Source organism: Kribbella rubisoli (assembly GCF_004217145.1).
GTDB lineage: Bacteria > Actinomycetota > Actinomycetes > Propionibacteriales > Kribbellaceae > Kribbella > Kribbella rubisoli.
This window is the reverse complement of the sequence record NZ_SHKR01000016.1, coordinates 94,690-115,410: the sequence shown is the minus strand read 5'-3', so window position 1 is coordinate 115,410 and position 20,721 is coordinate 94,690. Positions and strand designations below refer to the sequence as shown.

Sequence of the window (20,721 nt, the reverse complement as noted above, 5' to 3'; positions counted from 1 at the left end):
GCCCTTCCAGCCGCCAGAAATACATCGACTCCACGTTCACGTTCAGCCGGTGCGGGCGATCTGTTCCTCGATTCGGAACTCCAGACCGTCGGCGGCGGCGAGGTACACATCCTGGTCGACCAGGTTGCCATCCAGCCGGAGGAGGCCGCGCGGACTGTCGTAGAAGTGGCCGGTGGGGAGGGCGGCGGATATTTCGACGGAGCCGGTGATCTCGCCTAGCCGGGCGAGGAAGTGGAGGGCCTCGTAGCAGGATTCACCGACCGCGTTCAGGGCCGGGGCGAAGGCGCCGAAGCGGGCGTAGTACTGCTGGGCGAACTCGTTGCTCTCCACTGTCGACAGCCTGTCGAAGTACGCCGCGGCCGCGTAGACACCATGGTTAGCACCGGGCCCGGCGCCGAGCAGCGTGTTCTCCTCGATCGCGGTGCTGAGGCGGAGAAGGTCCTCGCTCAACCCGGCGCGGGCGAACTGCCGGTTGAAGTGGACCGCGTCCTGTCCCATCAGCAACATGATCACGCCGTCCGCTTTGGTTGCCTTGAGCCCGTTGATCACGTCGGTGAAATCGGAGGTGCCGAGGGCAACATAAGCCGACTCGACGATGTCCAGGGCTTCCTGCGCGACGGATCCGGTCACCCGCGGGTACACGTAGTCGTTGCCGACGACAACCCATCGGCGGGCGCCGTGATGTTCACGAAGCCAGCGCGCCGCCGGGAGCAACTGGTTGACCGGACGCTCGCCGAGCATGAACACCCCGGGCGTATCGTCGCCGCCCTCATGCATCGCGGCGAACGCGTACACCACCCGCCCGCCGATCCGTCGCGTCAGCGCCACGCGGACGGCGGAGATGTGCCACCCGGCCACCGCCTCCACCCGCCCGGAATCGACCAGTCGCCCGACCTCCTCGGCGACAATCTCAGACGGACGACCGGCATCGACCTGAACCAGCTCGACCCAGCGTCCGGCGATGCCGTTGCGCGCATTCAGTTGCTCGACAGCCAGCTGACCGCACGCAAGACAGGATGGCCCATAGATCCCGGTCGGCCCCTGCAGCGGCACCACGAAGGCGACCGGCAGTACGTCGGAACGCCGCACGATCACCTCCTCGTCGCCGTACGGGCGCGACCAGTGTGAACGAATCGGAGGCGCAACTTCGAGCGAACGGCTATATTTCCCAGCACCTGAACCGAGGAGGGGGTGCGGATGGCGTCGAGCCTGCTCCTGCTGCTGAAGCGGGTCGAGCGGGAGATCGAGCTCGGCCTGCAACCGCTGCTGGACGAGTTCGGGCTGACGATCGAGCAGTGGCGGATCATGGCCGCGCTGCACGAGGAGCCCGGCCAGCCGATGTCGCTGCTCGCGGAGTCCGCCGTACTGCCGGCCGCGAGCCTGACCCGGCACGTCGACAAGCTGGTAGAGCGCGGACTCGTCCTGCGCCGCGTGCACCCGGACGACAAGCGGCGGATCGTCACCGCCCTCTCCCCCGTCGGCGCGACCGTCGCCGACCGCCTCGGCACCGCGCAACACGCCCTCGAGGCCGAGCTCCCGGATTACTTCCAGATGGAAATACACGAACGTATTGGTTCGGCAACACGCAGGTAACACGGCGTTCCTAGGTTCCTTCCATTCGGGTGCATCCCGGCCGGCAGCGTCGCCGGTACGCCGGAGCACCGCTCGCCCGAAGGTGCCGCAGGAGTTCCGCCATGACTGTTGAACCCTCGCTCGATCACCGCACTGCCTCTCCTCCAAGTCAGAACACCGCGACGCGCGAGACCTTGGAGGACTACACCCTCCGGTTCGCGCCGCGCAGCTACCGCAAGTGGTCCGCCGGCGTGGTCGCTGTCTCCGCCCTCGGCGGGATCGCGTACCTGGCCGACTTCGCGATCGGCGCGAACATCGGCATCTCGTACGGGACGACCAACGCGCTGTGGGGTATCGCGATCTTCGCGGTGGTGATCTTCGCGACCGGCCTGCCACTGGCGTACTACGCCGCGCGGTACAACATCGACCTCGACCTGATCACGCGCGGCAGCGGCTTCGGGTACTACGGCTCGGTCGTGACCAACGTGATCTTCGCGTCGTTCACGTTCATCTTCTTCGCACTCGAAGGCTCGATCATGGCGCAGGGCCTGCAACTCGGGCTGCACGTGCCGCTCTGGCTCGGGTACGCCGTGTCCACGCTGGTGATCTTCCCGCTGGTGATCTACGGGATGAAGGTGCTGTCGACGCTGCAGGTATGGACGACGCCGCTGTGGCTGATCCTGATGGTGCTGCCGTTCTGCTACCTGCTCGTCTCGCACCCGTCGTCGGTGTCGACGTTCTTCGACTACGGTCCCGACGCCGACTTCGGTTCGATGCTGCTCGCGGCCGGCGTGTGCCTGTCGTTGATCGCGCAGATCGCGGAACAGATCGACTACCTGCGGTTCATGCCGCCGAAGACGCCCGAGAACTCGCGCCGCTGGTGGACCGCCGTACTGCTCGCCGGTCCGGGCTGGGTGATCTTCGGTGCGCTGAAGCAGGTCATCGGGCTGTTCCTTGCCGTCTACATCATCGCCCAGGTCGACGGCGGTACGGCGATCGCGAATCAGCCGGTGCACCAGTTCCTCGAGATCTATCGCGGCTTCCTGCCCGGATGGCTGGCCATGACGCTGGCCGTCGTACTCGTCGTCATCAGTCAGGTGAAGATCAACGTGACCAACGCGTACTCCGGGTCGCTCGCCTGGACGAACTCGTACACGCGGCTGACCCGGCACTACCCCGGCCGGCTCGTGTTCCTCGGGTTCAACCTGGTGATCGCGCTGGTGCTGATGGAGGCGAACATGTTCGACTTCCTCAACACCATCCTCGGCTTCTACGCGAACTGCGGGATGGCGTGGATCGTGGTCGTTGCCTCCGACATCGTCTTCAACAAGTACCTGCTGAAGCTGTCGCCCAAGGCACCGGAATTCCGCCGCGGCATGCTGTACGCCGTCAACCCGGTCGGCTTCGTCTCGATGGCCGCGGCGGCAGGCGTCTCCATCCTGGTCTTCTTCGGCGGGCTGGGCGACACGATCAAGCCGTACTCACCACTGGTCGCGATCGGGCTGGCTCTGGTCCTGCCGCCCGTCCTCGCCATCATCACCCGCGGCAAGTACTACCTCCGCCGCCCCGACGACGGCCTCGACCTCCCCATGTACGACGAACACGGCAACCCGTCCGGCGAAGTACTCACCTGCCACGTCTGCCGCCAGGACTACGAACGCCCCGACATGACCGCCTGCCAAACCCACGCCGCCGCCGTCTGCTCCCTATGCCTCAGCACAGACAAGCTCTCCGACCACGTCCTACCCGCCCACTGCTGATCCACCAACGCCTCGCGGCCTGCCATGATGCAGGTTGGGGAGGATTACACCCCCGATTCGGTCCAAAATCCTCCCCAACCTGCAGCCGACATGCCTTAGCAGGCCAGCTTTTGAAGGGAGTCAGCGGTGGTGGTTCGCGCCTCGGCGACGGGCTGCCCGCAACCTCACACCATGAACTTCACTCCAGCTGATGTTGAGAAGCTGCTGCTCTCCGTGGCCGGCATGGTCGCTCGTGACCGGCTGGCGCGGGGGGTGCTGCTGAACCACCCGGAGGCGGTGGCGTTGCTGAGCACGTGGGTGATTGAACGCGCACGTGAGGGTGCCCGCGTCGCCGACCTGATGGAAAGCGGACGGCTGGTGCTCACTCGGGACCAGGTAATGCCGGGCGTGGCCGACATGCTGCACGACGTGCAGGTCGAAGCGACGTTCCCGGACGGCCGGAAACTCGTGACTATCCACAACCCCATCATCTGAAGGCAGATTCCATGGCTGACGCCGATAGACTTAGCACGGAAGGACAGGGGGCGGCGGCTCACTCGGTCGCACCTGGTGCAATTCGTGTCGCGCCGGGCACGATCCGCCTGAACGCCGACCGCACGGACGCTGAGCGCCTGCGGCTGGTGATCGTGAACACCGGTGACCGGCCGATCCAGATCGGGTCGCACCTCCATCTGCCGGACGCCAACGCCGCGCTCGCCTTCGACCGGCAGGCCGCGCGTGGGTTCCGGCTCGACATCCCCTCCGGGACCTCGCAGCGGTTCGAGCCGGGAGCGTCGCGCGAGGTAGATCTGGTGGCGTTCAGGGGCAACCGCCGGGTGCCGGGGATCCAACTGAAGCCGGCCGGCACCGACAGCCTGGGCGAGGTGGATCGTGGTTGAGATTTCGCGGGCGGCTTATGCCGCGTTGTATGGGCCGACGGTTGGGGATCAGGTTCGGTTGGGGGACACGGATTTGTGGGTGGAGGTTGAGCGGGACTTCACCGTCGGCGGTGAGGAGGTGGTGTTCGGGGGTGGGAAGTCGATTCGGGAGTCGATGGCGCAAGGTACGACGACGCGGGCCGACGGGGCGCCGGACACGGTGATCACCAACGTGCTGGTGGTGGACTGGTGGGGCATCGTGCGGGCCGACGTCGGGATCCGGGACGGCCGGATCGTCGCGCTGGGTCGCGCCGGGAATCCGGATATCGCGGACGGCGTACACCCGGACCTGCGTATCGGCCCGTCCACCGACGTGATCGCGGGCGAGGGTCGGATCCTCACCGCCGGCGCGATCGACTCGCACGTCCACCTGCTCTCCCCGTCGCAATTGCACGAGGCCCTCGCGACCGGGATCACCACGATCGTCGGCGGCGGGACCGGGCCGAGCGAGGGTTCCAAGGCGACCACGGTCACGCCTGGCGCGTGGCACCTGGAGCAGATGCATCGCGCGCTGGACCACGTACCGCTCAACATCCTGCTGCTCGGCAAAGGCAACACGGTGAGCGCAGAGGCCCTGGCAGAGCAGGCGCTCGCGGGTGCGGCCGGCTACAAGGTGCACGAGGACTGGGGTTCGACGCCGGCCGCGATCGACTCCGCATTGCGCGCCGCGGATGAGTGGGGCCTGCAGGTCGCGTTGCATGCGGACAGCCTCAACGAGGCCGGGTACGTCGAGTCGACGCTCGGCGCGATCGCCGGTCGGTCGATCCACGCGTTCCATGTCGAGGGCGCGGGCGGTGGGCACGCGCCGGACATCCTCTCGATCGCGGCGTACCCGCACGTCATCCCCGGATCCACCAACCCGACCCTGCCGCACACCGTGAACACGGTCGCCGAGCACCTCGACATGCTGATGGTCTGCCACCACCTCAGCCCGGACGTGCCAGAGGACCTCGCGTTCGCCGAGTCGCGGATCCGCGCCACCACGATCGCGGCCGAGGACATCCTGCACGACCTCGGCGCGCTCTCGATCACCTCGTCGGACGCGCAGGCGATGGGCCGGATCGGCGAGGTGATCACCCGCACCTGGCAGGTCGCGCACGTGATGAAGCACCGCCGTGGCGCGCTCGCGGGAGACCTTCCCGCCGACAACGAGCGGGTCCGCCGGTACGTCGCGAAGTACACGATCAACCCGGCTGTTGCCCATGGCATCGACCACGAGGTCGGCTCGGTCGAACCGGGCAAGCTGGCGGACCTCACGCTCTGGGATCCGCGGTACTTCGGCGTTCGCCCGAGCCTGGTGATCAAGGGCGGCGCGATCGCGTGGGCCGCGCTCGGCGACCCGAACGCGTCGATCCCGACGCCGCAGCCCGTGCTGATGCGGCCGGCGTTCGGTGACGCTGTCGGTGCGGACCTCTCGTACACGTTCGTGTCACCCGCGGCGCTGGCGGACGGGCTGGCTGAACGGCTGCAGTTGCGCCGGCGGCTGCTCGGCGTACGGCCGACGCGCGAGATCGGCAAGGCGGACATGAAGAACAACAGCGCGCTGCCGAGCATCGAGATCGACCCGGAGACGTTCGCCATCGAGGTCGACGGAGAGCTCGTGGAGCCGTCGCCGGCGGAGGTGCTGCCGCTCGCCCAGTTGTACTCGATGTTCTGATGGGTACGGCGGAGTTGGTCGCGCTGATGCTCGCCGACGGACGCCTGCCGACCGGCGGGCACACCCAGTCGGCGGGCCTCGAGCCCGCCGTCCGCGCCGGATTAGGCGCCGACGGCAAGCAGCTCCACGAGGTACAAACCTACGCCCGCGACCGCCTCCGCACAGTCACCCGCGTCGACGCCGCCGTCGCGGTCGTGGCCCGCCATGTCATCCTCACCGGCCGACCGCCCGAACCCCCACCGAGTCGTGTGGATTGGTCCGCCCCCGGATCGCCGAGTCGTGAACCATGGTCGCCAAATCACAACCCCAACTCACGACTCGACGCCACGGCCGAGCAGGCCAAGCCGGGCGGGCTGGGCAGCGGGCTGGGCAGCGGGCTGGAGGTGGTTGAGCGGGCCTGGGCGGCTCGGGTTTCTAGCCAGGTCGTGCGGGAGGCGGTGAGGCGGCAGGGGCGGTTGTTGTTGCGGTTGGCGGGGCGGGTTTGGCCGGGCGTCGGGGAGTACCTGCCGCCGGATGGCGAGATCGCTCGGCCGATCGTGCTGGGGGTGGTGGCGGCGGTGACCGGGTTGTCGGCGGAGCAGTTGGCTCGGGTTGTGGCGTATGACGATGCGCAGACGGTCGTGTCCGCGTCGTTGAAGCTGCTGCCGGTGGACCCGGCCGAGGCCGCGACCTGGCTGGCCGCCCTTCACGACGACATCGAAAAGCTCGTCGCCGACGTCGCGCCCCTGACCGACGTCGACAAGATCCCCGCCAACGCAGCTCCACTGATCGACATCCACGCGCAGAACCACGTGACCGAGAGAATGAGGTTGTTCCATGCCTGAGACCCGCTCCTTCCGGCTAGGTGTCGCCGGCCCGGTCGGCACCGGTAAGAGCTCACTCATCGCGACGATCTGCCGTGAACTCGCCGACGAGCTCCGCCTGGGCGTGATCACCAACGACATCTACACCGACGAGGACGCCCGCCTGCTGCGCTCCGCCGGCGTACTCGATCCGGACCGGATCCGCGCCGTCGAGACCGGTGCCTGCCCGCACACCGCGATCCGCGACGACGTCACGCCGAACCTGATCGCGGTCGAGGATCTCGAGCGCGACTTCGCCCCGCTGGACGTCGTACTCGTCGAGTCCGGCGGTGACAACCTGACCGCGACCTTCTCCCCCGCCCTCGTCGACGCCCAGATCTTCGTCCTCGACGTCGCCGGCGGCGGTGACGTCGCGCGTAAGGGCGGACCTGGCATCGCGCGGGCGGATCTGCTCGTCGTCAACAAGACCGACCTCGCGCCGTACGTCGAGGTGGACGTCGACCGGATGGTGAAGGACGCCGAGGCCGCCCGCGACGGGAAACCCGTCCTCGCGCTCTCCCGGAAAGATCCCGCCTCGGTCGCCAAGCTCAAGGAGTGGGTCCGGCACATGACGGCCCAAGTGAGCACCGGCGATCACACCCCGGTCGACCCCGGTCCGATGGCTCCGCACTCACATGTCGGCGAGGACGGCAGCGTGATCACCCATGTCCACACGCATTGACGTCACAGCCGACCCGGTCCGCGACCGCTGCCTGCTGACGACCGACCACCTGTCGCCCCGGCGGCTGCACGGTCCGCCAGGCGTGGTCCGCGTCGCCCTCGTCGCAGCGGGCGCGCTCCTGCTCGCAGGCGACGAAGTACGCATCGAGATCGCCGTCGCCGGTCCCACCAGGCTCGAGATCGTGGAGACGGCGGGCACCGTCGCGTACGCGATGCGCGGCGGCTCCGCCCGCTGGGACGTCGACATCCGTCTGACCGACGGCGCCAGCCTCCAGTGGTACGCCGAGCCGTTCGTCGTCTCGGCCGGCGCCGACGTGACGCGTACGACGACCGCGCGCCTCACACACGGCTGCAGGGCTCAACTGCGCGAGTCCCTCGTCCTAGGACGGTACGGCGAAGTCGGCGGCACACTCCGTACGGCGACCCGCGCCTGGCTCGACGACGACCTCCTCCTCGCCGAAGACCTCGACCTCTCCCCCGAGACCCGCACCGGCTCGGCGATCCTCGGCCCGGCCCGTTGCCTCGACACCGTCACCACTCTCGGCTTCCGCCTGCCGGAAACGCCGCACACGCTCCAGCTCGAAGGCACCGGCTCGATCAGGCGGCAACTGGTCCAGGAACAACACGAGAGCGATCTCATCCAGACGCCCGTGTGATGGTCAGCGGGGCTCCGCGGACTTAGGCTGGATCGGTTCGGCAACTGCGGCGTACCGGAAGATCGTCGCGGTCCCACCGCGGGGAGGGCGGACGGACGGTGGAGCATGGCGGCGGAGCAGAGGCGGGGCGAACACAGCCGACGGCGCTGCTCGGGCGCCGGTCCGAACGCGCCGTACTCGACCAGCTACTCGCCGATGTCCGCAACGGTGGCAGCCAGGTGCTCGTCGTACGCGGTGAGGCTGGTGTCGGGAAGACCGCGCTGCTGAAGTACGCCACCGACTCCGCGCGTGATCTGCGGCTGCTGCGCGCGGTCGGCGTCCAGTCGGAGATGGAGCTGGTGTTCGCGGCTCTGCACCAACTGTGTATGCCGCTGCTCGACAGGATGGAGCGGATCCCTGAGCCGCAGCGGCGGGCGCTCGCCACGGTGTTCGGCATGGCTCCCGGGCCCACGCCGGATCGGTTCATGGTCGGGCTCGCCGTACTCAGCCTGATCTCGGACCTGGCCGCCGAACAGCCCGTGCTGATCGTCGTCGACGACGCCCAGTGGCTCGACACCGCGACCGCTCAGACGCTGGGGTTCGTTGCCCGCCGGATCGGGAACGAGGCCGTCGGGCTGCTGTTCGGGGCGCGCGAGGTCGGCGTGGAGCTGAACGGTCTCCCGGAGCTGGAGATCGACGGCCTGCCGGACGACGAGGCGCGCGCGTTGCTGGGGTCGGCGGTCGAGTTCCTGCTGGACGCTCCGATCCGGGACCGCATTGTGGCCGAGACCGGTGGCAACCCGTTGGCGTTGCTGCAGTTGCCTCGGGGGCTGACAGCAACCCAGTTGGCGGCCGGGTTCGGGCTGCTGGGCGGGCAGGAGTTACCGGGGCGGATCGAGCAGAGCTTCCTGCGGCAGGCCGATGCGCTGCCGCCGCCGACGCGTCGCCTCCTACTGGTCGCTGCGGCCGAGCCGGTGGGCGATCCGGTCCTGGTACGGCGGGCCGCCGATCAGCTCGGGATCGACGCTGCGTTCGCCGAGATCGACGGCCTGCTGAGCCTGGGCGAGCGGGTGACGTTCCGCCATCCGCTGGTGCGCTCGGCTTTGTACGGGTCAGCGTCCGCGACGGAGCGTCGCGCCGTACATCTCGCGCTGGCTGGGGCGACAGATTCGGTCACCGATCCTGACCGGCGCGCCTGGCATCTGGCGGCGGCCGCGACCGGGCCCGACGAGGCCGTTGCTGTGGAGCTGGAGCGGTCGGCTGATCGGGCGCAGGCGCGCGGTGGGTTCGCGGCGGCTGCGGCGTTCCTGCAGCGGGCGGTCGCGCTGACGCGTGATCCGGTACGCCGTACCGAGCGCGCACTCGCCGGAGCCCAGGCGAGCGTGCAGGCCGGCGCCTTCCGGACCGCGTGGGAGCTGCTCGCGACAGCGGAAGCGGGTCAGCTCGACGACCTCGGGCGCGCACGGATCGACTTACTCCGCGCCGAGGCGGCCTTCGCCCAACAACGCGGCCGCGACGCCCCCGGCCTCCTCCTGCGTGCCGCCCGAACGCTCGAGCCCCTCGACGCCCGCCTGGCGCGTGACACGTACCTCGACGCCTGGAGCGCCGCGCTCTTCGCCGGCCAGTTGGCGGCAGGCACCGGCCTCCGCGAGGTCTCGCAAGCCGCAATGGCTGCCCCGCGCCCTGACCCGCCCGAGCGCAGTTCTGATGTGATGCTGGATGGGTTCGCCTTGTTGTTCGCCGGCGGGCGCGAGGAGGCGATGCCGTTGCTCAAGCGGGCCGCGGGCGCGTTCGGCAACGGGGAGGTTTCGGCCGAGGAGATTCTGCGCTGGGGGTGGCTGGCAACGGCCGCGGCCGCGACCGCGTGGGACTTCGAAGCCTGTCTGGCCGCATCCATCCGGCAGGTGGAGACAGCCCGACGCGCCGGTGCGCTCGCAGTACTCGCCGTCGGCGTCAACGTGCTCGGGCAGGTGTTCGCGATGGCGGGCGACTTCGCCGAAGCGACCTCGCTCCGCGCCGAGGCAGACGCCGTACGCGAGGCCACCGGCACCCACATCGGCCCGTACGGCGCGCTCGTGCTGGCCGCGCTCCAAGGACGCCCGGACGACGCGTTCCCGCTGATCGACGACACCATCGCGCGGACGACGGCCGAGGGGCAGGGTACGGCGGCGCAGTACGCGCGCTGGGCGAAGTCCGTCGTACTGAACGGGCTCGGTCACCACGACGAAGCGTTGCCCTGGGCAACTCTCGCCGCCGAGGACACACCCGAGCTGTTCGTCTCCTTCTGGGCGCTGAGCGAGCAGATCGAGGCCGCCGTACACAGCGGGCACCCGCAGGAGGCGGCCGCCGCACTCGCCCGCCTGCAGGAGAAGACACGCGGCACCAACGAACCATGGGGACTCGGCCTCGAGGCACGGGCCCGCGGACTGGTCCACAAGGAGGAGAAGGCGTATCTCGAAGCGATCGAGCAGCTGAACGGCACCAGACTGCGCCCGGACCTCGCCCGCACCCACCTGCTGTACGGCGAATGGCTGCGCCGGCAGACGCGTCGCGGCGACGCCCGGACCGAGCTGCGCACGGCGTACGAGATGTTTTCCGAGATCGGCATGACCGCCTTCGCCGACCGGGCCCGCCGCGAGCTGCAAGCGACGGGCGAAACGGTACGCCGACGTGCGACCGCCTCGACCGCGGGCGACGAGCTGACCCCGCAGGAACGCCAGATCGCCCTGCTCGTCCGCGACGGCCTGTCGAATCCCGAGGTAGGCACCCGCCTGTTCCTCAGCCCGCGCACGGTCGAGTGGCACCTCCGGAAGATCTTCGACAAGCTCTCGATCAGCTCCCGCCGCCAACTCCGCGACGCATTTCCCGAAGCCGGCTAGCCCGGGATCAGCTGCTGTCCCCCGTCGACGTCGTACGTCGCTCCGGTCAGTGCCGTGTTCGTCATCAGGTGGACGACCAACGCCGCCACGTCCTCCGGACCGACAACTCGCGCGATCGGCAGCGTGGCACGCAACTGCGCGCGACGCTCTTCGAGCTGATCCCCGAGCAGCCGCGCCGACAACGGAGTGTCGACGAAACCCGCAGCGACCGTGTTCACCCGGATCGGAGCGATCTCGACGGCCGCGTTCGCGACGATCGCGGACTGCGCGGCCGTCCCGATGGCCGCGAGCATCAGCCCGACTCCCGGCCGCCTCGCGCCTGTACCGCTGATGAACGTCAGCGAACCGCCCGCACGAACCCTGCCGACGCACAACCGCGCGATCCGCAACGAGCCGACCAGATGCTGGTTGATGAACCGCTCCGCCTCCTCCAGATCGAGCTCGGCGAGCGGCGCGTAGAACGGACCGCTCCCGCCGATCAGGAGGTGGTCGAGCTGCTCGGGCAGCTCGCCGAACAACCGCTCGACGTCCGCGGAATCATCCAGGTTGACCGTCAGCGCACTCTCGGCGCCGACCTCGACAGCCGCCTTCTCGAGCCGCTCACGATCCCGCCCGGTGATGATGACCCGCGCGCCGGCCGCACGCGCCAGCCTCGCGGTCTCCAACCCGATGCCCGCGCTGCCGCCCATCACCACAACGACCTGATCGGCGAGACTCGTCGTTGGCTCAGTCATCGTGCTCTCCACTCTCTCGTCGACTCGAATCAGTTGGATACCGGTACGGCGCAACCGTGCACGCGAGGTGTCGCCGGAAGCTGAGCGGCGGACGGGCGACCGCGGGCGACGAACACCATCGTGATCACCGCGGCGACGACGCTCAAGGCTGCCATCACGAGCATGGCCGCCTGATACCTGTTGGCCAACGGCCCGGCGAGCTCGTCCGAGCCGCCCACGCCCAGCAGCGCGGGCACGAGCGCAATCAGCACCACCCCGCCGACGCGAGACGCGGCGTCGTTGATCGCTGACGCCTCTCCGAGATCCGCATCGTCAACGGCTGCCAGCACGCCGGCTGTCAGCGGAGCGACCGTCAGCCCGATGCCGAGACCCCACAACAGCGCGCCTGGCAGGATCGCCTGCACATAGCTTTGGCCAGGCTGCGCCGCGGACAGCCAGGCGAACCCGCCGGCCACGATCAGGATGCCGATGGCCATCGGCCAGCGCGTGCCGACTCGCGCGACCAAACCGCCGACGAACGGCGAGACCAGCAGGAACACAGCCGACTCCGGAATCAGCGCCGCACCCGCCTCGGTCGCGCTGTAGCCCAGCCGCAGCTGACACTGCAGGACAACCAGGTAGCTGGCCGCCGACAACGCGCCGTAGAACAGGAGGGTCGCAGCGTTGATCGCAACGAACTGGCGGATCCGGAACAGCGCCGTACGCAGCATCGGCGCCGTCTGCCTGTGCTCCACCGGAATCAGTGCGACCAGGCAGACCACGCCGACGACTGCCGACACCAGGACCTGCGCGCTGGCCCAGCCTGACGCCGGTCCGGCCGTCAGCGCGTAGATCACGCCGCCCAACCCGAGCGCGGTGAGCAGGGCACCCGCGACGTCGACCGACAGGGGACGTCGTTCACGCGCGACCTCCGGTACGCCGCGCAGTACCCACAATCCGGCCGCGATCAGCGGGAGGTTCAGGAGGAAGACGTACCGCCACGAGCCGTGGTCGATCAACCAGCCGCCGCCGTACGGGCCGAGCGTCGTACCGAGAGTCGACAGGCCGGCCCAGACGCCGATCCCCTTGGCACGATCGGCTGACTGAAGCGTGCCGTTGAGCAACGCAAGACTGCTCGGTACGACCAGCGCACCGCCCGCTCCTTGCACCACGCGCGCCGCGATCAGAGCGCCGCCGTTCGGGGCCGCGGCGCAGCACAGCGACGCGACCAGCATGACGATGAGTCCGGCGACGAGGATCCGGCGCCAGCCGAAGTGGTCGGCCAGCGCACCGGCCAGCAGGAGCAGCGACGCGACGGTGACGAGGTACCCGGTGAGCACCCATTGGAGTTCGCTCACACCGATCTCCAGGTCGCGGCCGATCGCTGGGATCGCGACGTTGATCATGTACGCATCGATGAACCCGACCATTGACGCCAGCACCGTCGCGGTGACCAGCAGAGTGCCGGCCCTCCCCCGCAACGCGACCAGTCCCGCGCCGGTCACCCCAGGCTCACTCATCCGACCTCCCAGGCGTGTCTGCTCCACGATCGGACCGGCGGACCGGGTTGCGCCACCGTGACGGTCCCTGGTCGCGCGAGACCAGGGACACTCCCTGGCCCGGTCGGCAGGCGGTTCGCGCGAGCCTGGATGCGCCGGTTCGAAGGGAGCCCGAAGCTGATGAGTGAGTACGACGTGATCGTCCTCGGAGCCGGTGCTCCGGGTGAACACTGCGCCGCGGTGCTGACCAAGGGCGGTGCCCGCGTTGCGATCGTCGAGCGCGAACTGCTCGGCGGCGAGTGTTCCTACTGGGCCTGCATCCCGTCGAAGACTCTGCTGCGACCCGGCGAAGCACTGGCCGAGGCCCTCGACGCACCCGGCGCGCGCGAGGCCGTGACCGGATCGCTGGACACCCACGCGGCGCTGAGCTGGCGCGACTTCATGGTGTCGAACTACGACGACGCCGGCGCGGTGTCGTGGGCCAAGAGCGTCGGCCTCGAAGTACTGCGGGGCCACGGCCGGCTCGCAGGTCCGCACACCGTCTCGGTGGACGATCGGACGCACACCGCCGAACACATCGTGATCGCGTGCGGTGCGGATCCGACGATTCCACCCGTTCCGGGACTGCGTGAGCTGCCCGGTGTATGGACGAACCGGGACGTGACCGGGCTGGTCGACGTACCTGACCGGCTGCTCGTTCTCGGCGGTGGGGCGACCGGCGTCGAGATGAGTCAGGCGCTGGCGCGGATGGGCTCGACGGTCACGCTCATCGAGCGCGACGACCACCTGATGCCTCGTGAACCGCGGGCGGTCGGCGAGGCGATCGCGGTCGCGCTGACGGCCGACAAGGTCGACGTACGGACAGGGACCGGCGCGGAGCGCGCTCGCCTCGACAGGGCGACGTACGTGATCGAGCTGAGCGACGGGAGTCAGGTCGAGGGCGATCGCATCCTGGTCGCGACCGGCCGGCGTCCGCGCGTCGACAACATCGGGCTGGAGACCGTCGGCATCGTCGCGAATCCGCGCGGTATCGCGGTCGACGACCGACTGTCGGCCGGTCCCAACCTCTGGGCGATCGGCGATGTTACGGGCCTGTGGCAACTGACCCATGTCGGTGAGTACCAGGGTCGTGTTGCCGCGAGCAACATTCTCGGCAAGCCGCGTACTGCGGACTACCGGGCGGTGCCACGCGTCGTGTACAGCTACCCGCAGGCCGCGTCCGTGGGTGACGCCGAGGGACCGTACACGAGCACGATCCAGCTGTCCGGCGTACCGCGCACGGCGACGTACCTGCGCTCGTACGACACGCAGCCCGGCTTCCTCACGCTCGTCTCCGACGGAACCGTCATCACCGGCGCCTACGCGGTCGGCCCCGAAGCCGGCGAATGGCTCCAGCAAGCAACCCTCGCCATCCGCGCCAGGATCCCGATCCCCGTCCTCCTCGACGTCATCCAGCCCTTCCCCACCTTCTCCGAAGCCCTCCTCCAAGCCCTCCGCCAACTGGCAAACGAGTAACGCTCGGTAGCCGAGGTCAGAGGGCCGGGGTCATCAGCGCGAGCATGGTGGCCATGCCGGCGCATGAGAGGCCGTGGCAGCCGCAGAGGGTTCGGTGGCCGGGGGTTCGGGCGGCGTGGACGAGCCACCAGGCGGCGGTGATGACGAGCAGGCCGACGGCGGACCAGCTGAGCATCGTGGTCCAGGGCTCGCCGGACATCAGCCGGGGCATCGCGGCCAGCATCCAGACCATACCGAGGTTCATGCCGGCGTGAGCCATCGCGCCGGCTCGCTCGGGGACGGTGTCCAACCCGGACAACTGGTAGAAGAAGACGACCGCCAGTCCGCTGAAAACCGCCATCTGCGCCCACTGGCCGGTCGCCGCCATCGGCCACCACAGCATCACGAGCATGGCCGGGCTCATCAGGGCATGGCTGACGTCGACGACGGTCTCGATCCCCTGCCAGCGCCTCGTGCTCAGCCGCCAAACGCCGTACAGACCCGTCGCAGCGAAGACCGCGGTCAGGACAATCGTCCAGGCTCCAGTCACCACGCCCCTCTAACTCCAGTCGTCGCAAAGAAGTTCCGTTCCTGGGAACTGTTCCCACAACTCGCTCGTATTCACCAGTTGGGGGTTGTGGCAACCAATCGATCAGGAGTGACGTGGGTACGACGCGCCACCGGCGGTGGCTGATCGGGTACGTCGTCCTGCTGGGCGTACTCGTTCTGGCCGCATCGCTGGTCACCACCGCACGGATGGGCTCGGCCAGTTACCTGCCGATCGCCCGCGACTATCCCGGCCAACTGACCGGGCTCGTCGCGACCTTCGTCCGCGCGGTGGCCGACCTCTCCTCGCTGGTGACCGTCGGCGCGCTCGCGTCGGCGCTCGTCGCGGGCAAGGCGCGACCGGTACGCGAGACGGGTTCGCGGCGGCAGTTGGAGATCGCGGAGTGGTTCGAGCCGATCGTCGTACGCCGGGCCGCCGCCGTCTGGGTGATCAGCTCCGGCCTGCTGATCGCGTTCGACTCGGCCGACTCGAACGGCCTGTCGCTCGGCAAGATCGCCAGCCCGAGCGCACTCTGGTTCGCGATGTTCTCCGGCGACTTCGGGCGCGCCTGGATGATCACCTGCCTGGCCGCGATCGTGGTGCTCGTCACGAGCGTAGTGACCGTGCGCTGGGTCGCGTACCTGATCGCGCTCTGGGCAGCCCTGGCCGGCTCGCTTGCCCCGGTCGTCGTCGGCCAGGTCCTGGTCGGGCCCCGGCACGACTTCGCCGGCGACTCGGCCATTTACCAGACGATCGCGGCGCAGCTCCTCCTCGGGCTGGCCGTCGTACAGACCCTCAGGCTCGCCACCGGCCGCCGGAACCGAGCCCTCGACCGCGCCCATTGGCGCAGCGTCGCGATGGCCGGGGCCGCACTGCTGATCGTGACCGAGGCCGTTCTGCTCTGGTTCAAGATGGCCGGCTCGTCGCCCTTCGCCTCGGCCACCGGCTGGCTCACGCTGGCCCGGTTGGCGGCACTGACGCTTGTTGCCCTCGGCCTGTTCTCCGTTGCCCGCAGCAAGCTCCCGCTCGGCGCCGTCCTCCTCACCACCGGTACGGCGGTTTTCGTTGCCTGCGGGATCGCGATGACCCGCATTCCCCCGCCGCAGTTCTTCGTGCCGACGTCGATCAGCCAGATCTTCTTCGGCTTCGACCTCAGCAAGCCGCCGGCGTTCGCGACGCTGGTGAGCCAGTGGCGTCCCAACCTGCTGTTCGTGGCTGCCGCCGGCGCCGCCATCACCGCCTATCTCGCCGGCGCGATCAGGCTCCGTCGCCGTGGCGAGTCATGGCCGATCGGCCGGACGATCGCCTGGACCCTCGGCTGGGTGCTGATCGTCGTGGTGACCAGCTCCGGCCTCGGGAAGTACTCCGGCGCGAGCTTCGCCGTCCATATGGCTATGCACATGGCGCTCAGCATGCTGATCCCGATCCCGCTCGTACTCGGCGGACCGTTGACCCTCGCGCTCAAGGCTCTGCCCACTGCGGCCAAGGATGCACAGCCAGGCCCGCACGAGTGGATCGTCGCTGTACTCCACTCGCGTCCGCTCAAGGCGCTCTACCACCCTTTGCTTGTCTTCGGCGTCTACATCGGCTCGTACTACGGCCTCTACTTCACCAACGCGTTCGGCACGCTGATGAAGTTCCATTGGGCGCACCAACTGATGAACGCCCACTTCCTGCTCGTCGGTTGTCTGTACTTCGGTCTGGTGATCGGCGTCGACCAGACGCCGCGGAAGCTGCCGTCCCTGGCGAAACTCGGCTTCCTGTTCGCGGCGATGCCGTTCCATGCGTTCTTCGGCGTCATCCTGATGTCCGACGGCGCGATCATCGGCGACTCGTTCTACCAGCACCTCGAGCTGCCCTGGAAGGTCGACCTCGCCGCGACGCAGCACACGGGCGGCGGCATCGCCTGGGCAGGCGGCGAGATCCCGCTGCTGATCGTTGTCGTCGTGCTGGCACTGCAGTGGGCTGTGCAGGACGGGAAGCTTGCCAAACGCATCGATCGGCACCTCGACAGTGGGCTCGACGATTCGTACGACGCCTATAACGCGATGCTCGAGCGCCTTGCTGAACGAACTGGCGACCGGACCAAGGAGCCTCGGTGACGCTGACCGAGTCCGAGACGAGCTCCGTCGAGCTGCTGGTCGGCGGGATGACGTGCGCGGCCTGCGCCAACCGCGTCGAGCGGGCGCTGAACAAGCTTGACGGCGTGACGGCCAGCGTCAACTACGCGACTGAGCGCGCGATCATCACCGGGGCGGGACCGGATCTCGCGGCCCGCGCGACCAGTGCGGTCGACAAGGCCGGGTACGACGCGACGGTGCGCGATCCCGAGTCCGCGGACGAGCTCGCGGAGCAGCTGACGATCAAGCGCGTGACCGCGCTGCGCCGGCGGCTGATCGTGGCGATCCTGCTGGCGATTCCGTTGATGGATGCAACGATCGTGCTGGCCGCAGTACCGTCGCTCCGGTTCCCCGGTTGGGAGATCGTCTCGCTGGTCGTCGCGCTGCCGGTCGTCACCTGGGCGGCGTACCCGTTCCATCGCGCGACGATCCGGAACCTGCGTCATCGTGCGGTGAGCATGGACACGCTCGTGTCACTGGGCATCATCGTGTCGTTCGGGTGGGCGGCGGTGTCGGTGCTGTTGCCTGGGGCATCGAACACGGGCGGTCATTGGCCGGGGCTGTCGTCGATCCCGCTGGACACCGGGGCGCTGTATCTCGATGTCGCGGCAGGCATGACGGTGTTCCAGCTCGCGGGGCGGTACTTCGAGACGCGGTCGCGGCGCCGTGCTGCTGATGTGTTCGGTGCGCTGAGTCGGTTGGCTACGCCGACGGCCCGGGTACTGCGGGACGGCGCGGAGGCCGACGTACCGACCGGGCAGGTTGTCAAGGGCGAGGTCGTCATCGTCAAGGCGGGCGAGATCGTGCCGGTCGACGGGACTGTGCTGGAGGGTGCGGCGGCTGTCGATACGAGCGTCGTGACCGGTGAGCCGTTGCCGCGGAGCGTGCGGGCGGGCGATTCCGTTATCGGCGGGACGATCAGCACGGACGGGCGGTTGGTGCTGACTGCGACGGCGGTCGGGGCGCACACGCAGCTCGCGCAGATGGCGGCTGTTGCTGAGCAGGCGCAGGAGCGCAAGGCTCGCATCCAGCACACGGTCGACCGGATCATCGTGTGGTTCGTGCCGGCGGTCATCGCGCTCGCGATCGCTGTCACCGTCGGGTGGATCGTGTCCGGTGCACCGTTCCAGCAGGCGATGGGCACGGGCATTTCGGTTCTCGTCATCGCGTGCCCGTGCGCCCTCGGGCTGGCGACACCGACCGCACTCATGGTCGGCATCGGCCGCGGCGCCACCCTCGGCATCCTGATCAAGGGCCAGGACGCCCTCGAGGCGAGCGGCGTCATCGACACCATCGTCCTCGACAAAACCGGCACCCTCACCACCGGCGAACTCGTCGTAGAACACATCGACCCCGACCTGCTCCCCTACGTAGTCTCCATCGAACACAACTCCGAACACCCCATAGCCCGCGCAGTCGAACGCCGAGCCACCGCCGACGGAGTAAGCCCCCACCCGGTCACCGCCTTCGAGGTCCGCCCCGGCCAAGGCGCAGTAGGCGTAGTAGAGGGCCACCGCGTAGTCGTGGGAAACGCAACCCTCCTGGAGTCCGAAGGCGTCCCCGCACCGGTAGCGGAGGAACGCGGGGCGGGGTCGGTCGTGTTTGTGGGGGTTGATGGACGGCTGGCTGGGTCGTTTGTGGTGGCGGATCGGTTGCGGCCTACCGCAGGGGCGGCGGTTGAGATGCTTCGGAGGCAGGGGTTGCGGACGGTTTTGCTGACTGGGGACAGTGAGGTGGTGGCTCGGACGGTCGCCGCCGAGTTGGGGATTGAGGATGTGCAGGCGGAGGTGCTCCCGGCCGACAAGGCGGCTGTGATTGAGCGGTTGCGGGCTGACGGGCACAGGGTCGCGATGGTCGGTGACGGGATCAACGACGCGGCCGCGCTCGCGACGGCTGATCTCGGATTGGCGGTCGTGAGCGGGACCGATATCGCGCTCAAGTCGGCCGACATCATCCTGGTGCGCGAAGACCTTCGGGTGATCCCGGACGCGATCGCGCTGGCCCGACGTACCCGCCAGACCATCCACCGCAACCTCATCTGGGCCTTCGGCTACAACGTGGCCGCCGTGCCGATCGCCGCCGCGGGCCTGCTCAACCCCTTGATCGCGGCCGCCGCGATGAGCCTCTCGTCGCTGTTCGTCACCTACAACAGCCTCCGCCTCCGCGACTTCGGCACCGAGCCCGACCCCGAGTAGCTCACCGCCGTACGACGGTGTACCCGTGCCCCCGGATCGCCTCGAAGCTCTGCGCGCGGACCTCGTCGGACGGGAACGCCGCCACGACCTCCTTCGTGTCCAGGTCGATCCCCGCGACCCGGACCCCGAGCGCTTCCAGCACGCCGGTGATCGTGTTCGTGCAGTGCGAGCACGTCATGTCCGGTACCTCGAAAACCTCATCGGCAGTGTCCATGCCGGTCTCCCCAATCTCCACCAACTCGAGCAACTGAACGAACGTCTCCACGAACGTGTCCACCACCCCGGGCAGCAACCGCACCCCGTCCACGGACATGTTGGCCAGGCACCGCGGCTGCTCCCCCGCCGGCAACAACGCGTACTGCCGCTCGTGCGCGTCCGCGATCGCGGTCTGCTTCATCTCCCGCAGTACGTCGACCGTCTCCGCGGCGTACCGCACCGTCCCGTCGTCCTGCGCGACCAGCCGCACCGGGATCATCCCGCGCCGGAACGTCGACGACTGCAGACCCCAGAACCAGGTGTTCGCCACCACGGAGAAGATCCCCGAATCCCGCAACCCCCGCGCGAACTCAGCGGCGCTCCGGTACGGCGTCTGATCCGCAAGGTACGCGTGCTGCACCAGGGCCCGCGACGTCGTATCGATCCCGACCCGGAGGATCTCCACCGGATCCTTGTCGGTCGTCGTCGCGTCCATCACCGCGCGATCGTCATCCGTCAACGCCGCAGCATCCAGCCCCACGAGCGCCTGCCACATGGCCAGCGTCGCCTCCCGCGCCACCACGGGCACGATCGGCCCGAGCGGACCGCAGTGAGCGACATTCGCGACCCCGCCGCTGTCTCGCCAACTGACCTTCGAGGTAGCACTCACCACCAAGGCAGGCGGACACGGCCGCATCCGCTGATCCACATACTCCAACTGCGGCGCACTCAGCTGACCGTCGAGCGGCACAACCTCAGGCTCGAGCCGGCGCACACCACCAAGACCCACCTGCCCGAACGCAGCACGGCCCGCGACCTCGGCGAGCACCCGGGACGCAGCCGCGCGGTCATAACGGCCACCCGGCAGTCCCGCCATCCGCGACCTCCCCGGCGACCCGTCATCCTCGCGCTCCCAGTTTAGGAACCAACTACGGTCCGCGCGATTACTCCGCGTGTCGGACCCCCGTCGCTGCGGGTCTGGACTTTCGCGGGGTTCGGCAGTTGTCTTGGACAG

17 protein-coding genes are annotated in these 20,721 nt (G+C 68.9%); 12 read left to right on the top strand and 5 right to left on the bottom strand.

Features of this window, described 5'->3' with window-relative positions; translation table 11 throughout:
- Positions 1-42 precede the first annotated feature (42 nt).
- The gene (locus tag EV645_RS33145) at positions 43-1,089 is read right to left on the bottom strand and encodes a substrate-binding domain-containing protein (RefSeq protein ID WP_130448025.1); all 1,047 of its coding nucleotides are present in this window, start codon (positions 1,087-1,089) and stop codon (positions 43-45) included.
- A gap of 108 nt (positions 1,090-1,197) precedes the next feature.
- Between EV645_RS33145 and EV645_RS33140 the strand changes: the two genes are divergently transcribed.
- From EV645_RS33140 to EV645_RS33100, 9 genes are all read left to right on the top strand, one after another.
- A complete protein-coding gene (locus tag EV645_RS33140; RefSeq protein ID WP_130448024.1) occupies positions 1,198-1,593 on the top strand; it encodes a MarR family winged helix-turn-helix transcriptional regulator in 396 nt (131 codons plus the stop codon).
- Between the two features lie 101 nt (positions 1,594-1,694).
- Positions 1,695-3,332: a purine-cytosine permease family protein gene (locus EV645_RS33135; protein WP_130448023.1), complete on the top strand. Its 1,638-nt coding sequence runs from the start codon at positions 1,695-1,697 to the stop codon at positions 3,330-3,332.
- 171 nt (positions 3,333-3,503) lie between these two features.
- A complete protein-coding gene (locus EV645_RS33130; protein WP_130448022.1) occupies positions 3,504-3,806 on the top strand; it encodes an urease subunit gamma in 303 nt (100 codons plus the stop codon).
- A gap of 11 nt (positions 3,807-3,817) precedes the next feature.
- Complete coding sequence (gene ureB, locus EV645_RS33125) at positions 3,818-4,210, top strand: urease subunit beta (RefSeq protein WP_130448021.1); 393 nt, start codon at positions 3,818-3,820, stop codon at positions 4,208-4,210.
- Positions 4,203-5,906, top strand: a complete 1,704-nt coding sequence (locus EV645_RS33120) for an urease subunit alpha (protein ID WP_130448020.1) — start codon at positions 4,203-4,205, stop codon at positions 5,904-5,906. Before ureB ends, EV645_RS33120 begins: the two co-directional genes overlap by 8 nt.
- A complete protein-coding gene (locus tag EV645_RS33115) occupies positions 5,906-6,730 on the top strand; it encodes an urease accessory protein UreF (RefSeq protein WP_130448019.1) in 825 nt (274 codons plus the stop codon). The genes EV645_RS33120 and EV645_RS33115 overlap by 1 nt, the downstream gene beginning before the upstream one ends.
- A complete protein-coding gene (ureG, locus tag EV645_RS33110; RefSeq protein ID WP_130448018.1) occupies positions 6,723-7,430 on the top strand; it encodes an urease accessory protein UreG in 708 nt (235 codons plus the stop codon). Before EV645_RS33115 ends, ureG begins: the two co-directional genes overlap by 8 nt.
- A complete protein-coding gene (locus tag EV645_RS33105) occupies positions 7,414-8,085 on the top strand; it encodes an urease accessory protein UreD (protein ID WP_130448017.1) in 672 nt (223 codons plus the stop codon). The genes ureG and EV645_RS33105 overlap by 17 nt, the downstream gene beginning before the upstream one ends.
- Positions 8,086-8,183: 98 nt before the next feature.
- Positions 8,184-10,943 carry a helix-turn-helix transcriptional regulator gene (locus tag EV645_RS33100; RefSeq protein WP_130448016.1) on the top strand — a complete coding sequence of 920 codons (2,760 nt, stop codon included), beginning with the start codon at positions 8,184-8,186 and terminating at the stop codon, positions 10,941-10,943.
- Here the strand turns inward: EV645_RS33100 and EV645_RS33095 are convergent.
- Positions 10,940-11,677, bottom strand: a complete 738-nt coding sequence (locus EV645_RS33095; protein ID WP_130448015.1) for an SDR family oxidoreductase — start codon at positions 11,675-11,677, stop codon at positions 10,940-10,942. The genes EV645_RS33100 and EV645_RS33095 overlap by 4 nt on opposite strands.
- A gap of 29 nt (positions 11,678-11,706) precedes the next feature.
- Positions 11,707-13,176 (bottom strand): MFS transporter, encoded by a 1,470-nt coding sequence (locus tag EV645_RS33090; RefSeq protein ID WP_130448014.1) that lies wholly within the window; start codon positions 13,174-13,176, stop codon positions 11,707-11,709.
- Positions 13,177-13,335: 159 nt separating this feature from the next.
- On the opposite strand from EV645_RS33090, the gene EV645_RS33085 reads away from it, so the two are divergent.
- Positions 13,336-14,670, top strand: coding sequence for a dihydrolipoyl dehydrogenase family protein (locus EV645_RS33085; protein ID WP_130448013.1), 1,335 nt, complete (start codon positions 13,336-13,338; stop codon positions 14,668-14,670).
- Positions 14,671-14,686: 16 nt separating this feature from the next.
- On the opposite strand, the gene EV645_RS33080 is transcribed toward EV645_RS33085, so the two are convergent.
- Positions 14,687-15,199 (bottom strand): DUF5134 domain-containing protein, encoded by a 513-nt coding sequence (locus EV645_RS33080; RefSeq protein WP_130448012.1) that lies wholly within the window; start codon positions 15,197-15,199, stop codon positions 14,687-14,689.
- 113 nt (positions 15,200-15,312) lie between these two features.
- Here EV645_RS33080 and EV645_RS33075 point away from each other — a divergent pair, with 113 nt between their 5' ends.
- On the top strand, positions 15,313-17,298 hold the full coding sequence (locus EV645_RS33075; protein ID WP_130448011.1) for a cytochrome c oxidase assembly protein: 1,986 nt from the start codon (positions 15,313-15,315) through the stop codon (positions 17,296-17,298).
- Positions 17,295-19,511, top strand: a complete 2,217-nt coding sequence (locus EV645_RS33070; protein WP_479684502.1) for a heavy metal translocating P-type ATPase — start codon at positions 17,295-17,297, stop codon at positions 19,509-19,511. Before EV645_RS33075 ends, EV645_RS33070 begins: the two co-directional genes overlap by 4 nt.
- A 1-nt stretch (position 19,512) precedes the next feature.
- Here EV645_RS33070 and EV645_RS33065 read toward each other — a convergent pair whose 3' ends face one another.
- The gene (locus tag EV645_RS33065) at positions 19,513-20,583 is read right to left on the bottom strand and encodes a heavy-metal-associated domain-containing protein (RefSeq protein ID WP_130448010.1); all 1,071 of its coding nucleotides are present in this window, start codon (positions 20,581-20,583) and stop codon (positions 19,513-19,515) included.
- Positions 20,584-20,721 lie beyond the last annotated feature (138 nt).

What these genes read in the sequence shown, in the direction of transcription:
- EV645_RS33140 (WP_130448024.1), top strand. Translation starts at nt 1,198, where the DNA reads ATGGCGTCGAGCCTGCTCCTGCTGCTGAAGCGGGTCGAGCGGGAGATC.
- EV645_RS33135 (WP_130448023.1), top strand. Translation starts at nt 1,695, where the DNA reads ATGACTGTTGAACCCTCGCTCGATCACCGCACTGCCTCTCCTCCAAGT.
- EV645_RS33130 (WP_130448022.1), top strand. Translation starts at nt 3,504, where the DNA reads ATGAACTTCACTCCAGCTGATGTTGAGAAGCTGCTGCTCTCCGTGGCC.
- ureB (WP_130448021.1), top strand. Translation starts at nt 3,818, where the DNA reads ATGGCTGACGCCGATAGACTTAGCACGGAAGGACAGGGGGCGGCGGCT.
- EV645_RS33115 (WP_130448019.1), top strand. Translation starts at nt 5,906, where the DNA reads ATGGGTACGGCGGAGTTGGTCGCGCTGATGCTCGCCGACGGACGCCTG.
- ureG (WP_130448018.1), top strand. Translation starts at nt 6,723, where the DNA reads ATGCCTGAGACCCGCTCCTTCCGGCTAGGTGTCGCCGGCCCGGTCGGC.
- EV645_RS33105 (WP_130448017.1), top strand. Translation starts at nt 7,414, where the DNA reads ATGTCCACACGCATTGACGTCACAGCCGACCCGGTCCGCGACCGCTGC.
- EV645_RS33095 (WP_130448015.1), bottom strand. Translation starts at nt 11,677, where the DNA reads ATGACTGAGCCAACGACGAGTCTCGCCGATCAGGTCGTTGTGGTGATG.
- EV645_RS33090 (WP_130448014.1), bottom strand. Translation starts at nt 13,176, where the DNA reads ATGAGTGAGCCTGGGGTGACCGGCGCGGGACTGGTCGCGTTGCGGGGG.
- EV645_RS33085 (WP_130448013.1), top strand. Translation starts at nt 13,336, where the DNA reads ATGAGTGAGTACGACGTGATCGTCCTCGGAGCCGGTGCTCCGGGTGAA.
- EV645_RS33065 (WP_130448010.1), bottom strand. Translation starts at nt 20,583, where the DNA reads ATGGCGGGACTGCCGGGTGGCCGTTATGACCGCGCGGCTGCGTCCCGG.